The following is a 15,674-nucleotide window of genomic DNA, read 5'->3' on the forward strand; positions in this document are numbered from 1 at the left end:
ACCTCGTTTAAAACGGGTAATTTACCTGCCCAGGCAAGCCTAAAGTTTCTACTTTTAACTTTTTCGAGGATGGAAGTTCTACAGTTATTTTTCCGAATGCGGCTTTATAAAGATTCTTACTCTGTTTTGTGGAGCGGCTTGTTTTTAGTGAGTTTGTTGTGGACGGGTTGTTCTAACACGCCGGAAAAAATCCGGTTAATAAATCAGAAACGAAAAGTAATGCTGGCGGCTCACCGGGGGGCTTCGGAAGTAGCACCGGAAAACACTTTAGCGGCCATTCAAAAAGCCTTAGATTCCCCCGCCGATTTTATCGAAATTGATATTCACCAGACCCTCGATTCGCAATTGGTAGTAATGCACGATGCCACTCTTGACCGGACAACCAACGGCGAAGGCGCTATATCGGACTTACCGTTATCGGCAATAAAAAAACTAGATGCCGGTAGCTGGTTTAAACCAGAATTTAAAAAAGAAAAAGTACCAACCCTGGAAGAAGTTCTGCAACTGGTAAAAGGCCGCAAAAAGTTACTCATTGAATTAAAAAAAGGCGATGATTTTTATCCAGGAATGCCCCATCGAACGATTGCTCTGTTGCAGAAGTACCATGCCCGTAGTTGGTGCGTGCTACAATCTTTCCACGACGAGATTCTTCAGGAAATCTGGCAAAACGAATACAACGTGCCTACGCACAAGCTAATAGTAGGTAAATTACCTATGTTGCCGGTTTATTTTGATGTAAGCCTACGATTCGGTTATTTCGATAAATATTACCGGGCTTCGGCCATAAATGCGCACCACTATTTTGCTACTCGCGGCTTTGTGAAACTGGTGCATAATGCCGGCTTCAAAACGTTTGTCTGGACGGCCGATGATCCCAGCGAAATTAATAAACTCGTAGACCGAGGCGTAGACGGAATAATAACCAATGCGGTTTCTTCTTTAATAGTACAGTAAATTTTCTTTCTTCCTTATTTCATTTTAAACGTAAATACTTTTATAAGAACAGTATTCTGAAGTTTAATGTTACATACCTGAATTAACTATCTTTCATGCTGCATATTCTGAATGGCGACGGAATGGCTGAACCGTTTAAACAAGCCGCTATACCCGCCGATGATTGTATTGTTTGGCGCGAAATTTTGTCGGAAGGTCCTATTGTAGACCAAGACTCAACCGTTGAATTTTGGCAAGCCCGGCAGCACTATATCACCCAAACGTACCAGGAAGCTCCTACCACTTACGTATTAAAAGTAACTACCGAAGTTAAACACCTCGACACGTATAGCCAGCACAACGAAGTAGTTTTGTGGTTTGAACACGATTTGCTTTGCCAGATAAATTTACTGTATCTGCTGCACTGGTTTGCGCAGCATAATTTAAATAAAACTTCTCTAAGCCTGGTTTGCATCGGCTCGCACCCGGAAAAGCCGGATTTTAAAGGTTTAGGTGAATTATCTCCCGAACAATTAGCCGCTTTGTTTCCGCAGCGGCAAGTACTTACTCCCGCCGACTTAGCTTTAGGCGATCGCGGTTGGAAAGCTTACGCAGCGCCCACGCCCGAACCTTTAATTTACTTTTTACAGAAAGAAGATTTCACCCGTTTACCCTTACTCCCTATTGCCTTACATGCCCATTTAACCCGGTTTCCGTCGGTACAAAATGGCTTAAATGCTATAGAACAGCTACTATTAGAAATTATCGCCACAAACCAACTTACCACAACTGAATTATTCGAGAAATTTTGGCAACGTACCAGCTTATTTGGTCTCGGCGATGCTCAGATTGTGAACTACCTGGTAGAGTTGGAACAAGCAGAGTTAATTCAAATTCAGGAAACAATTTCCATTACCGATTTAGGAAATAAAACTTTACGGTCGGAATGCGATTACGTGCAACTTCACCCGGTAAACCGCTGGTTAGGTGGGGTTCATTTACAACCCGGTATTCCTTACTGGCGTTGGAATCGCGCAAACGAGGAGATACTAATGTTGTAATTCCTAACTCATTATTTCATTACTTTCCTAAATTTCCGAACAGACTTTTTTCGATCCTCGATGAAAAGTTTGCTTCTAGTTTGCTATACTTAAAATTCTAAAAATTACTCCTTCCTGATTATTTTTAAACTGCTTTTCGTTCTTTTAAGAATAAGCAAATAGAAATTTACTCTTTAAAATTATAGCTATTCAAATAAATTTTATTATTTTGTATAGCTATAAACACATTAATCATCCTTTTGCCCTTATGAAAATCCTTTACTTAACCTGTATTGTTTCTGGTCTTTGCTTGGCACAGCACCAGGCAAATGCCCAATTGCTCAATAAAGTGCGCCAAAAGCTGGAAAATGCCGCGGAGCAATCCGTGAATAAAGCCCTGGGAACCGACAAAAATGCCTCCTCTTCCCCTACTTCTCCCACTGCTTCTTCGGGCAGCCGGGCTCGCAATAAAGGGGGAGCCGGTTTGGTTACTACTCCCCCGATGTAAAAGAAAACCTCACTGATGCCGAGAGTAAATACAAAGCCGGTCAATACGGCCAGAGCCGGGCGGCTTTACAGCAAGCGATGCTGGGGGTAGAAATGGAAATCGGGCAGAAAATTTTAAAATCATTACCGGAATCTATTTCGGGACTGAAGAAAAACGCCGAATCGGACCAAGTTACCAGCACCGGTTGGGGTTGGGCCGGTCTAACTATCCAGCGCCAGTACGCGGATGGCAACGACAAAGAACTAACGGTTACCGTCGTAAATAATGCCGCCTTGCTCTCGGCGGTAAATTTGTACTTAAGCAACGGCGGCTACAGCCAAACGACAGGCGGTAAGCAAGACTGGAAACAAACCAAAGTAAAAGGCAACCGGGCGGTTATTGAGTACGACGAAAATTCCGGATATAAGCTCACCGTGCCCGTAGGGCAATCGTCGGTTTTGGTTTACGAAGGCGTTAACTTTAAAGACGAATCCGAATTAATGACGGCTGCCAACGCCGTAGATATTGCCGGGATTAAAAAAATGTTAGGCGAAAAATAAAATCCGGTATTCACTCTTTAACTATTTCTCCTTGATTTTACCCTCATGAAAAAGATATTTAGCTTATTATTTTTAAGTGGATTTACCCTGGTGGCTTTTGGCCAGGACTTTAATAAAAATTTAGCGGATGCCCGCACCGCGTATGCGGCCGGTAACTTAAGTAATTCCCGGTTTGCCATGGAGCAAATGCTGCATACGCTGGATGCGGCCATTGGCAAAGATATTTTAAAACTGCTACCCGCTAAAATGGATGCCTTAGCCGCCAATGTAAAAACCGATAATACTACCGGCACGGGTACGAACAGCGGCCTAGGCCTTTATGTGCAGCGCTCTTACGGTACCGGCGCTAAAACGGCCACCGTTGATATTATTAACAATTCGCCGCTGATTACCTCCTTAAATACGTTGCTGGCTTTGCCTTTTATCGGTCGGAGTGGCGATGGCAACCAAAAAGTAGTGAAAGTACAAGGCTACAAAGCCGTTCTTTCCAAAACGGAGAATTCGGAAACGAAAAAACTAGACTACGACTTACAAATTCCCATGCAAAACACCCTCGTTACTTTCAAGATGACCGAAGCCCAGGAAGCCGATGTACTCCGTTTAGCCAATACCATTCCGTTAGAGAAAATTGCCACAATGGCCCAATAACTTATTAAATTTTATTACATATTAGCTTATTCCATTTAGGGGAGCCAGAGTAATCTCAGCTCCCCTGATTTTTAACCCGGCTGTTAACAAAATACTCGCTGAATGTCCTCGCTAAGTTCTAAAAATTATTTTTTTACCTTTCAGCATCTCATTTTTATCCAGTACTGCAAATCACTTTATCTCAAGGGAAAAATAATCAGAACGTAGGCAAAATAACCTGTAGCAAAAAGAAACTGAACCCGTTTGGCTAGGGAGGGCCTTCTCAGGTTCCGGTGCTTGAGCATTCCGACGTGTAGGGGCGTGCTGCGCACGTTCCCGCCCGCCCGGAAGAGCCAAATGAGGCCCGCCGGCCAGGAGGCAAACAGGTTACTGCTCCACCGCATTAGCACGGCCACATTGAGACTGGCACAGTCTCAACGGATAAATCCATTAACACATCTTTTAAGTTTCTATCTAGTATTATAGCCAGTCTCTGGTTTCCTAATCTTTTCATTCCCAAAACCGAACCTATAAAAGAAGTTACCTTCGAAAGCGCTTGGCCTAAGTTAATTCTTTTAAATTCCCCTTTTCGTTTTTATCTTTAAGAAACCAGAATAACCGGAAGACCGGTAGCTGCACGTATATTTATGAAGATACTGGGCGTACGATTCCTGAACCTGAACTCCCTCAAAGGACTACACGAAATTAGATTTGACCAAAGTCCGCTCGCGGAAGCGGGTTTGTTTGCCATTACCGGACCTACCGGGGCCGGCAAAACTACCTTACTGGATGCGATTACCGTAGGACTTTTCGGGCGGGTTCACCGGCACGACCGCGATGCTTTCGAAATAATGACCCGGCACACCAGCGAATCTTTTTCGGAAGTAGAATTTGAGGTAAAAGATAAAAAGTATCGGTGTAAATGGGCAGTTTACCGGAGCCGTAAGAAAACGGATGGCAAATTGCAGCCTACGCACATGGAGTTAATTACCCTCCCGGACCAGAAATTAATGGATTTAAAACCCAGCGAGGTTCCGGGTAAAGTTGCCGAAATCAGTGGCTTAGATTACAATCAGTTTTTACGCTCGGTAATTCTTTCGCAAGGTGATTTTACTCGTTTTTTAAAAGCCAGTGAAAGCGAACGCAGCGATTTACTCGAAAAAATAACAGACACAGGAATCTACTCCCGTATTTCGATGTGGGCGTATCGTCAGGCCGATAAAGAGAAAAAAACGCTGGAACTCTTGCGCGCCAAACTGGATAATTCGGAACTATTAACCGAAGAACAAGTTTCTGATTTCCAAACCCAGGTTGCCGATTTACAAGACCAAATTCAGCAACAACAAAAAGTTAAACAAGAACGGGAACAACAGGTAAACTGGCTATTGCGCCTGGAGCAATTGCAGCAGAAAAAAACCGGATTGGCCGCTCAACTGCAAGTATTAGTAGCCAATTTTGAAGCCCAGCAATCTGAATTTAAAAAACTGCAGCAGCACCAACGGGCACTACAATTTAAACCAGCTTTAATTCAAATAAAAAGTTCGCAGAACCAGGCGCAGCAATTAGATCAGAATTTATTGCACATTGCCCGCTTGTTGCCCGATTACCAGCAACAAACCCAGGAAGCAGAACAGCAATTAATTATAGCCAAGCAACAAGTACGGCAAGCGCAGGAAGAACTGGAAGCAGCAGAACCCATCTTTCACGAAGTTACCCAGCAAGATTCCATTATTTCGCGGGACAAAGAACATTTCCTGAAAAACCGGCAGAACTACATTCAAGCGGGTGAAGAACTGGAAAAGCTTAGACAACTTTTAACAACTAAACAAACCGCACTACAGCAAATTCAGCTCTATTTAGAGCAAACCCAAAATTGGCTGCAGCAAAATCAACCAGCCCAGCACCTGGATCGGGAAATTATTACTTACCAGCAAGGAGTAAAAGATTTGCACGATAGTAACCGTAAATTACAAGAAGTTAACCGGGAGTATGCCGAGCAAGAAAATACGCATAAAACAGCTAACCGGTTCATTCAGCACCAAAAACAACAGCTGGAACAAGATCAGAATAACGCCTTAGCCACCTCGGCACAAATAACTTTTTTACAGCAGATTAATCAAAATTTACTGGCTGGCCAATCATTCGCTGAATTAGAAAAAATTTGTAACGAGTTACCAACCCGAATTCATTTACTAGAACAGCAAAACCAACTAGCCTACCAATATCAGCAAATTACCGGCAAACTTAAAACCTTAAGCCAAAGTATTCAGGTAAATGAGGCCGAACAGCAACAAGTTAGCCAGGCCAGTAGCGAGTTAACTGTAAAAAAACAACAAGCCACCGAAACTTTACAATACCTGCAGCAGATTGTAGACTTACAGCGTCAGATTCAGAAGTACGAAGCCGACCGGGAATTACTGCAACCGCACCAACCTTGCCCGCTTTGCGGCTCGGAACAGCACCCGTTCGTACTAAACCAATACCATAGCAACGTATCCGAAGCCGAACAAAAATGCCATACGCAACAACAGGTAGTGGCCGGGTTAACGGACCAGCAAACTATTCTGGCTTTGCACTTAAGTTCGTTAAAGGCCCTGCTGGAGAACGAACAAAAACAAATAGCGGAGCTAAAAGCCGAGCAGGCGGCCTTAATAAGTAAGTTCAGGGTAAATCAGGGAAACCTGCCCGAAGAACTTTTTATTAATTCTGGTGCCGCCATCCTAGAAATACTACTTGGTTACCAACAAAAATACCAGGCAAAAAAAGAATTATGGAACAAGATCCGGCAAAACGAAGAAGAATGCCGCCGCTTCGAAAAAATACAGCAGGAGCAAAAAGAAATTATCCTGAAGCGCGAACACGAGATTAGCCGGGCCCAGGAAAAAGAAGAACAGGCTCTGCGGCAAATGCAGTACCTGCAAGAAGAAGTAGCTGATTTAAAAGAACAGCAGTTGGTGGTATCCGCACAAATTCAATCGTTTTTATTACGCTTCGGAATGACGTTTACCCTGGACAAAAGCCGGGATATTGAAGCCCGATTACAACAACTTTCCGCTACTTTCGCGCAGCATTCCGAGCAATTACAAAAATTAAATTTAAATTTAAAACAAACCGAAACGGAGCAAATCCATCTTTCCGAAAATATTCGAGAGAGAGAACAGTTACTTCAACAGCAAAAAATAGTACTTCAAAAAGACCAGGCTAATTTACAACAGCTCATCCATACCCGGCAGCAATTATTTGGCACGAAGATTCCGCAAACCGAACGGGAACGACTGAAACAAGCTTTACAACAGCAAAATCAATTACTCGAAAGTTTACAAGGTTCCTTCCTGCAAAAGCAAGAGCAAATGCGCTTGGCGCAAAGCCGGCAACAACAATGGCAAACCGAATTAACGCGGGTACAGGCGCAAGTAACTACCTTAACCACCGAGCTACACCAATCGGTAAGGGCACATAATATTGATTCGGTAGATACTTTGGTGCAATTATTTTTAACCGACGACGAAGCCCACCGCATTGAGTTATTGCAAAAACAAGCCGAACGGGCTTTAGCCGAACACCAGAAATTATACACCGATACCGAACAGGAACTTTATCGGGAACAAGCCCGCCAACTCACCGATTGCGCCTTGGCAGATTTGCAAACGGAAAAGGAAGATTTAAATGCCACAATGGCCCGTTTGCACCAGCACATAGGATCGCTGCAAAGGCAACTGGAACAAGATGCCGAGATAAAAGCAAAATATCGCGAAACGGCCGCGCAGGTAGATATTCAACAAAAAGAGTTTTTGCGCTGGGATAAAATGGCCGCCCTTATTGGCTCCGCCGACGGCAAAAAGTTCAGTAAGTTTGCGCAAGGCCTTACCCTGGCTCGCTTAACGGAGCTTGCCAACCGGCATTTAGTTAAATTAAACGAACGGTACCGGATTTTTAAAAATCCTAACCAGGATTTGGAATTACAGATTATTGATACGTACCAGGCGGATGCCGTGCGCTCCATGAATACTTTATCGGGCGGCGAAAGTTTTCTGGTAAGTTTAGCGCTCGCATTAGGTTTATCGGATTTAGCGGGCCGGAAAGCGCAAATAAATTCTCTATTCATCGACGAAGGATTCGGCACTCTGGATACTGATACTTTAGATATTGCCATAAGTGCGCTGGAGAATTTACAAGTCGGCGGGAAGCTAATCGGCGTTATTTCGCACGTAGAAGCCTTAAAAGAACGGATCAGCACCCAAATACAGGTAAATAAGCAAGCAGGCGGCCAAAGCTTTATAAAAATAGTGGGTTACGAAACCGAAGTTTACGTGTAAAATAAATCTCCAGCTACTAAATCTTTTCTTACTCTTGCCACTTGGCCCAGTGCGTACTTAAATAGTTTATAAACCACCGAGCTAGTAGTAGATTTTCTAACTATTCTTAAAGTATTACTTAGGATTTTTGGCTCGTAATTCTTCCCGCACGAATAAACCCGAAGGACTAATTTCGGCATCGGCCCAACCGCCCGTTGATTTGGCGCCGGGTTTTAAAGCGGCCGAGGTTTCTTCTTTATCGGCTAATGACCAATTGCACCACGAAATCTTATTATCATCCATAAATTTCCACCAGGCTTTGGTTTCGGTTTGGTCGAGTACGCCGTTGCCGGAAGCTTCGCAAGTACCATATTCGGTTACCATTAAGGCAATACCTTTATTTAGGGCTCGAGCCGCGGCATCGCGCAGCCATTGTTTGTGCGTGGCAGCGTAAAAGTGCAAAGTATAGGCTACATTAGGCTGCTTTATGGGATCATTGGCGGCTTCTTCTACTTGCTGCGACCAATTACGCGTACCACAAATTACCAAGTTATCCGGGTCGTGCTGCCGGATAGCATTAATAATAATTTCGCTGTAAGGTTTTATTACCCCCGACCACGACACATCCAGCGGCTCGTTAAAGATTTCGTAAATAACATTGGGTTTATCGCCGTATCGTTGCGCCATTTCTGTAAAAAAAGCTTTGGCCTGCTCGGTGTGCTTCTCGGCTTCGTGGTCGTGCCAATCAATGATTACGTATAATCCTTGCTCAATAGCCGCATCTACTACGGTAGTAACTTTTTGCTTTTCTGCCTCCGGATTTTGTAAATACCCTTCGTAATCTACGGCCATAGCCGCCCGAACTACGGTGCAACGCCAATCGTCTTTCAACCATTTTACCGCTTCGGGAGTGTAGTATTTCCCGATCCACTGGCTCCAGAAAAAAGACATTCCGCGTAACTGAACCGGACTGCCATTTTTATCGACAATGCGGTTGCCTTGTACCCGCAACTGTCCGAACTGAGCTACGGCGTTGGTAACAGTAACCACATCTGTCGGTGGATTTGCAGGAAGATTAGGTTTAGCCGTTGCGGTTGGTTCTTTTGACTGGCAACTCCACAACAAAAAGAAAAATGCAACTAGCAGATAATTATATTTTTTTCTCATTTTTTAATTTAATCTGACAACCACTCCGACAAATCCAATACGCATAAGTTCAATAACTCTTATACTTATAAATACTGCATTCATCATAAAAAAGCCGCTATTTACCTAGCAGCTTTTTTTATGATGAATGTAAATTATTATAGTAACCTAAATTACACGATTGGTTGCTGAAGCACCTTTCCTTCTGTGGCAACACTTACTCTACGGTTACGATTACGCATCACAAACCACAATATTGTAAAGGCTACAATCAGAATAAGAGGGAAAGTAGTCATTTTGAGCAAAGTTGCTTGTCCGGCGGCTAAATCCAATGCATCCCCGGAAAGACCAGCGGCTGATTTTGTTGCCCGCTCACCATCAATCCAACGGCCAATAATAGGCTGGAAGATAGAGGTGGAAAACATACCTACCCCACCCACGATAGACATGCCAAGCGCTCCACTTAATGGAATGTTCTGGGCTACAAACCCGATCATTGTTGGCCAGAAATAGCAAACCCCCACCGCAAAGAAAATAGCTGCTACGTAGGCCATTGATCCGGTTTGGGAGCTAAATAAATAAATACCAATAGCAGCAAATATAGCCGAACCTAATAATACTCCTGTCTGGTCGATTTTATGAACAAGCGGACCGGCAAAATAGCGGCCAATTGCCATTAAGGCGGTGGTAAGCGCCAATATCAGCATTGGGCTGGCTCCGCTTTTAGCCATGATAAGACCTACCCATTGCTGCGGACCAAATTCACTGATAGCCGTTAAAGCCATGCAAGCAAAAATAAACAGGTACAGGGGAGTGAGCATAGCCTGGAAATTTTTGGCTAAAGAAGTTACACCTTCTACATGTGGCCGAGGAAAATTTTGACCAAAATATAGGAACGCATAGATGATAGTAGGGATCATAATTACCCAAATCTGAGCTTGCCAGGGCAATCCGGCATCGGTCATAAATTTAGATACCAAGCTACCGATAAAGATACCACCGGGGAACCACATATGGAACCGGGCCAGCATCTTGTTCATTTGATTACCGGAGTACATATCAGCTATCATTGGGTTACACGCCGCCTCGGTACAGCCATTACCTAAACCGATAAAAAAGGTAGAGATCAGCAGCCCGGTGTACCCACCTGCATAAATGGTCAGGAGGATACCCAATGTATGCGCAAAAAAGGCAAACATCATGATTCTTTTAGGGCCAACGGTGTGGTAAACCAAGCCGCCAATAATCATAGCTATGGGGAAGCCAAAAAACCACATCGAGTTAATGAAGCCTAACTGCTCCGCCGATAAGCCAAAGTCCTTGCCCAACTGAGGCAAAATACCGGCCCGGATACTAAAGGAAAAGGCCGTGGTAATTAAGGCAAAGCAACTGGCGTAAAAAAGCCTGGTTTGGTTAATTTCTTGTGTCTGTGCCATAAGAAGTAAGCAAATAAATAAGGTTAGTTATAAGTTTGATTAAAATAAGAGTCCTGTTGTATAAGTAGTAATTGCTATTTGCTTAGCCTGAGCAAATTATAAGGTGCGAATTTTGATATTTTTAAACCAAACTTTATCGCCGTGATCCTGCAAAGCGATGTGGCCTTTTTTGATTTTACCGTAACCCGGCATAGAAGCAAACTTACTTTCTTTTACCAAGGCTTGCCACTCGGGGCTGCCTAATTGGTATTCTACTACTTTTTTGCCGTTTAACCAATGCTCCACGTGGCCTTTATTTACTACTAACTTAACGTGGTTCCATTGGCCAACCGGCTTCACGGCTGGTGTCGATAAAGGAATCATGTCGTAATTGGCCCCGGCTTGGCGGTTACCGTTTTTACCTTGTTTGGCATCCGGGTGCTTTTCATTGTCGAGTACCTGCATTTCCGGGCCGGTGTGGTAAGTAGCCTGGTACTGCGGATCTTCGGACACATTATAGATGATACCACTGTTTCCGCCTTCCGAGATTTTCCAGTCCAGGAGTAGTTCGTAATTTTCGTATTGATTTTTGGTAATAAGATCACCGGCTCCCTTTCCTACCAAAGTAATGGCGCCATCTTCTACGCCCCAACTGGCCGGCACATTTTCTTTGCGAAAGCCGCGAAACTGATTAATGGTTTTTCCATCGAAAAGCAAGGTATAGCCCGCTTTTTTTTCGGCGGCGGTTAACGTATTATCGCTTTTCCCGGTAGTTTGCCGGAGTTTTAGGGTACCCGCGTACGAGGCAGAAACGGCTAAAGCAAATAAGGCCAACAGTTTTACTTTTTTTAGACTAATCTTCATTAAAGCTTGGTTTAAAATATGATGTGGTAAACTGAAATTTGTCTAAAAATAAATAATTTAAAACTAATCGTCGCAATAATTTTCAGCATTAAAGATTGAATTTTATTTATTTTGTAAATTATACAATATTATTCCTGATTAGGTAAATCATTTAAATTAAAACCCGGTAAATGTTGAGTTTTATTTAAATAAATAGACCTTTAAAAATTCCACCTATCTGCTTTAAACCAACATTTCGGGTAAAACACCTCGTTGGAACAGGTCTGCGCATTATAGAAAGTACATTCCGGAAAAGAAAGAGATAACCTTAGCGAATTAAAATCAGTTTTTATAATTATTCTGAAATGATTTACCTTAGACGAAAATTTATTTTCGTAAATAGTAGTATGATGTAACACCCTGCTGCCTCCTGTAGCAAATCGTAAGAACACCTAAAAACAAACAAGTACTAAATAGATTAATTAAAAAGTAATGAAAATTAAAAATACCTGGCGGCTTGTGGCCGGAAGTACTTTTGCCGTTTTAATTCTGGCATTATTTACTTTCAGCAAATTAGTAGTAAAGCCGAAAATCTTGATTTTTAGTAAAACCGCTGGCTATCACCATGCCTCCATTGCCAAAGGCCAGCTCGCCCTCCTTCAATTAGCCCGCGAAAACGATATGGACGCGGATACCACTACCGATTCTACCGCTTTTAACGACTCTAATTTAAAGCAATACGCCGCTGTGGTTTTCTTAAGCACTACCGGCAATGTGCTGAACAATTACCAGGAAGCCGCTTTTGAGCGTTATATTCAGGCCGGTGGTGGTTTTATGGGAATTCACGCCGCCGCCGATACCGAATACGACTGGGGCTGGTACGGCCGCCTGGTAGGCGCTTACTTTCTGAACCATCCGAAGCAACAGAATGCGGTTATTCAGGTAATTGACCGCAAGAATGGAGCTACCAAACACTTGCCTAAAAAATGGAAGCGCTGGGACGAATGGTATAGCTACAAAAAAATCAGCCCGGACATTAAGGTGTTAATGAACCTGGACGAAAGTTCGTACGAAGGCGGCAAAAATGGCAAAAACCACCCGATTGCCTGGTACCACGAGTACGATGGCGGACGCGCTTTTTATACCGGTTTAGGCCACACCGACGAATCGTACGCGGACCCGCAATACCTGAAGCACGTTTTAGGAGGACTTCGTTACGCCAGTGGCAAAAACCAACCTTTAGATTACGCCAAAGCTAAAACCCAAAACGTACCCGAAGACGATCGTTTCGTAAAAACGTTACTCGATCAAGGCAACTTTAATGAGCCTACCGAAATGGCCGTGTTGCCTAACTTAGATATTTTAGTAGCGCAACGCCGCGGCGAACTTATGCTGTACAGCCAAAAAGAGCAAAAAGTAAAACAAGTAGGCGCGTTAAACGTGTACTTCCGGACGCATACCAAAGGCGTTAACGCCGAAGAAGGAATTTTAGGTTTAGCCGCCGATCCGGATTATAAAAACAATAATTACGTTTACCTCTATTATAGCCCGGCCGATACTTCGGTAAACCGTTTATCCCGGTTTACTTTCCGCGGCGATTCGCTGGATCGGAAATCAGAAAAAATGATTCTGCAGCTTTATTCACAGCGCGAAATTTGCTGCCATACCGGTGGTTCTATTGCGTTTGGCCCGGATAAGTTGTTGTATCTTTCTACCGGTGATAACTCTACGCCTTTTAACGAACCCAATGCCCGTTACGTAAGCTCTGGGTATGCTCCTTTAAACGATATTCCCGGTCATATTCAATACGATGTTCGCCGGTCTTCGGGCAATACCAACGATTTACGCGGTAAAATTCTGCGCATCCGCGTAAAGCCGGATGGTACTTACGACATTCCGGAAGGTAATTTATTTCCGAAAGGCACGGCTAAAACCCGTCCGGAGATTTATACCATGGGGCATCGTAACCCGTATCGTATTTCCGTAGATCAGAAAAATAGCATTTTGTACTGGGGCGAAGTAGGCCCCGATGCCCGCGAAGACAGCATGGCAACCCGCGGCCCGCGCGGTTACGATGAAGTAAACCAGGCCAAAAAAGCCGGATTCTTTGGCTGGCCGTTGTTTATTGGTAACAATTATCCTTACCGGGCCTTCGATTATGCTACTGGTAAAAGTGGGGAACCTTTCGACCCCGCTAAGCCGATTAATAACTCCCGCAACAATACAGGTTTAACCGAACTACCGCCGGCTACGCCGGCCTTTATCTGGTATCCGTACGCTGAATCGCCGGACTTTCCGCAGGTAGGCATTGGTGGCCGGAATGCAATGGCGGGCCCGGTTTATTACACCGATATGTACCCGAAAGAAACCCGTTACCCCGACTATTATAACGGCAAATTGTTTATTTACGAGTGGATCCGCGATTGGATTAAAGTAGTAACCTTAAATAAGGAAAATAACTACGATAAAATGGAGCCTTTCATGCAAAACGCCAAATTAGCTGCTCTTATTGACATGGAAGTAGGCCCGGATGGCCGGCTTTACTTACTCGAATATGGTAAAGGCTGGTTCGCGAAAAACCCCGATGCTGGTATTTCCCGCGTGGATTACCTGCCGGGTAACCGTCCGCCGAAAGTATCTACTTTAGATATTGATAACCTGAACGGTAACTTACCTTTCACGTTTACCGCCAGCGTAAAAGCCACCGATCCGGAAAAAGATAACTTAACGTACGTGTGGACTATTGGCGATCTTAAAAAAGAAACCAAAGAGCCTAGCCTGAAATATACCCTGAATAAAGCCGGCGATTATAAAGTGCAGGTACAAGTACAGGATGATAAAAAAGCTTTCAGCAGCAGCAACGTGGTAACGGTATATGCGGGTAATGAGCAGCCAATGGTAAATATTGTTATTCAGGGCAATAAGTCTTTCTATTTCCCGAATAAACCGGTTAATTATTCGGTAAAAGTAATCGACGAAGGCGCGAAAGTAGACCCGAAAAACTTGTTTGTTTCTACGGATTACATCCAAGGCCGCGACATGGCGGCGGCTTCTACTGGTCATCAGGTAATTTCGGAAGCTATCTTGGGTAAAAACTTAATGATGAATTCTGATTGTAAAGCTTGCCACAGTATCACCGAAAAATCTATTGGGCCCGCCTTTGCCGATGTAGCCAAGCGGTACCAGAAAGATACGCGCGCCCAGGATTACCTGATTGGTAAAATTATTAAAGGTGGCGGCGGTGTTTGGGGCGAAAACGTAATGCCGGCGCACTTAACCATGAAAGAAGGCGACGTACGGCAAATTGTTACTTTTATTTTATCGCTGGCTAATGCGGATAGTAACAAACCTAGTTTACCAGCAGTTGGTAAAATTGTACCTAGCATAAACGAAGAGAAAAAGCAGAATAATGTGTTCCGGTTAATGGCTACCTACACCGATGCCGGTGGCGCTGGTATTCAACCGCTTTCCGGTTCTCAGGCTATTTACTTGCGCAATACCACCATGGATGTATCGGATTTCCGCGAAGTAAAAGGCTTTGCGCCAAAAGATTCGGCGGGCGCCCGTTACTTAACTTTACCCGTTACGGAAGGCTACCTTAAAGGCGAGCAGTTAGATTTAACGGGTATCAGCCGCATTGAATTAGCCGGCTTTGGTAGCGGTCGCCCCGGCAAATACCAGGTGGAATTACGCAGTGGCAAAGCAAACGGTACAGTTATTGGGCAAACAACGGTTGATTTTGCCGATAACCGGCAAAAAGTAACCGCTAGTGTACCAGTGCCTAAAACTGCCACTAACGGCCAGTTACAAGATTTGTATTTGGTAGTGAAACCGGTTCAACCAGGTGGCCGGGCCTACCTTAAAACCATAAGCTTTATACCGGAGTCATAGTACTTTAACTTTAAATCAGGTATAAATAGAAATACCGCTTTCCCGCAAGGTGATTTAAGCCCGATGGAAAGCGGTATTTCTATTCATATATCCTCTACTACTAAGCTAATTTTGAAATTAATAGCGTAATCTTAGAAGGGAACTTAAGTTTAACGCGCAATGCGAGGAGCGATGGGTCTGGAGATGAATACACCAATTTATCTTTAGGCTTAGCCTTTCCGATATATTTACCGGGTAAAAACAACAAATAAGTAATGTAAAAATTAGAATTTTAGAGCCTGTTCTGATGAGCGGGCTTTTTTATTGGTTTAACTCGTTCTAGTAACTCTGTTTTAACCTAAAACATCCTATCTCTTTCCATTTTCATTACCTTCAGTTTCTGAATTATTATTTTGGATGTTTATCCTTTAAATTTTTTCAAAAAGTACATTTAAGTA

Annotated in this window: 11 protein-coding genes; 7 read left to right on the forward strand and 4 right to left on the reverse strand. The window is 43.6% G+C overall.

Features of this window, described 5'->3' with window-relative positions:
• Window positions 1-69: 69 nt before the first annotated feature.
• The 5 genes from AHMF7605_RS17365 to AHMF7605_RS17385 all read left to right on the forward strand — a co-directional run bounded on the left by AHMF7605_RS17365 (window position 70) and on the right by AHMF7605_RS17385 (window position 3,668).
• Window positions 70-954, forward strand: coding sequence for a glycerophosphodiester phosphodiesterase (locus AHMF7605_RS17365; protein ID WP_158267545.1), 885 nt, complete (start codon window positions 70-72; stop codon window positions 952-954).
• Between the two features lie 95 nt (window positions 955-1,049).
• A complete protein-coding gene (locus AHMF7605_RS17370) occupies window positions 1,050-1,994 on the forward strand; it encodes a DUF1835 domain-containing protein (RefSeq protein ID WP_106931324.1) in 945 nt (314 codons plus the stop codon).
• Window positions 1,995-2,241: 247 nt separating this feature from the next.
• Entirely contained in the window at window positions 2,242-2,481 is a 240-nt protein-coding gene (locus AHMF7605_RS17375) for a hypothetical protein (protein ID WP_146153612.1), read from the forward strand.
• A 77-nt stretch (window positions 2,482-2,558) separates the two neighbouring features.
• Window positions 2,559-3,020 carry a hypothetical protein gene (locus AHMF7605_RS17380; protein WP_106931326.1) on the forward strand — a complete coding sequence of 154 codons (462 nt, stop codon included), beginning with the start codon at window positions 2,559-2,561 and terminating at the stop codon, window positions 3,018-3,020.
• Between the two features lie 45 nt (window positions 3,021-3,065).
• A complete protein-coding gene (locus AHMF7605_RS17385; RefSeq protein WP_106931327.1) occupies window positions 3,066-3,668 on the forward strand; it encodes a hypothetical protein in 603 nt (200 codons plus the stop codon).
• Window positions 3,669-3,844: 176 nt separating this feature from the next.
• Here AHMF7605_RS17385 and AHMF7605_RS17390 read toward each other — a convergent pair whose 3' ends face one another.
• Window positions 3,845-4,051, reverse strand: coding sequence for a hypothetical protein (locus AHMF7605_RS17390; protein ID WP_146153613.1), 207 nt, complete (start codon window positions 4,049-4,051; stop codon window positions 3,845-3,847).
• A 243-nt stretch (window positions 4,052-4,294) separates the two neighbouring features.
• Here AHMF7605_RS17390 and AHMF7605_RS17395 point away from each other — a divergent pair, with 243 nt between their 5' ends.
• On the forward strand, window positions 4,295-7,963 hold the full coding sequence (locus AHMF7605_RS17395; RefSeq protein WP_106931329.1) for an AAA family ATPase: 3,669 nt from the start codon (window positions 4,295-4,297) through the stop codon (window positions 7,961-7,963).
• Window positions 7,964-8,077: 114 nt separating this feature from the next.
• Here AHMF7605_RS17395 and AHMF7605_RS17400 read toward each other — a convergent pair whose 3' ends face one another.
• The 3 genes from AHMF7605_RS17400 to AHMF7605_RS17410 all read right to left on the reverse strand — a co-directional run bounded on the left by AHMF7605_RS17400 (window position 8,078) and on the right by AHMF7605_RS17410 (window position 11,367).
• Complete coding sequence (locus AHMF7605_RS17400; protein ID WP_106931330.1) at window positions 8,078-9,109, reverse strand: glycoside hydrolase family 5 protein; 1,032 nt, start codon at window positions 9,107-9,109, stop codon at window positions 8,078-8,080.
• Between the two features lie 152 nt (window positions 9,110-9,261).
• Window positions 9,262-10,524: an MFS transporter gene (locus AHMF7605_RS17405; protein ID WP_106931331.1), complete on the reverse strand. Its 1,263-nt coding sequence runs from the start codon at window positions 10,522-10,524 to the stop codon at window positions 9,262-9,264.
• A 96-nt stretch (window positions 10,525-10,620) separates the two neighbouring features.
• Window positions 10,621-11,367, reverse strand: coding sequence for a 3-keto-disaccharide hydrolase (locus AHMF7605_RS17410; protein WP_106931332.1), 747 nt, complete (start codon window positions 11,365-11,367; stop codon window positions 10,621-10,623).
• Window positions 11,368-11,838: 471 nt separating this feature from the next.
• Here AHMF7605_RS17410 and AHMF7605_RS17415 point away from each other — a divergent pair, with 471 nt between their 5' ends.
• The gene (locus AHMF7605_RS17415) at window positions 11,839-15,237 is read left to right on the forward strand and encodes a ThuA domain-containing protein (RefSeq protein ID WP_106931333.1); all 3,399 of its coding nucleotides are present in this window, start codon (window positions 11,839-11,841) and stop codon (window positions 15,235-15,237) included.
• Window positions 15,238-15,674: the final 437 nt, after the last annotated feature.

Source organism: Adhaeribacter arboris, from assembly GCF_003023845.1.
Classification (GTDB): Bacteria; Bacteroidota; Bacteroidia; order Cytophagales; family Hymenobacteraceae; genus Adhaeribacter; species Adhaeribacter arboris.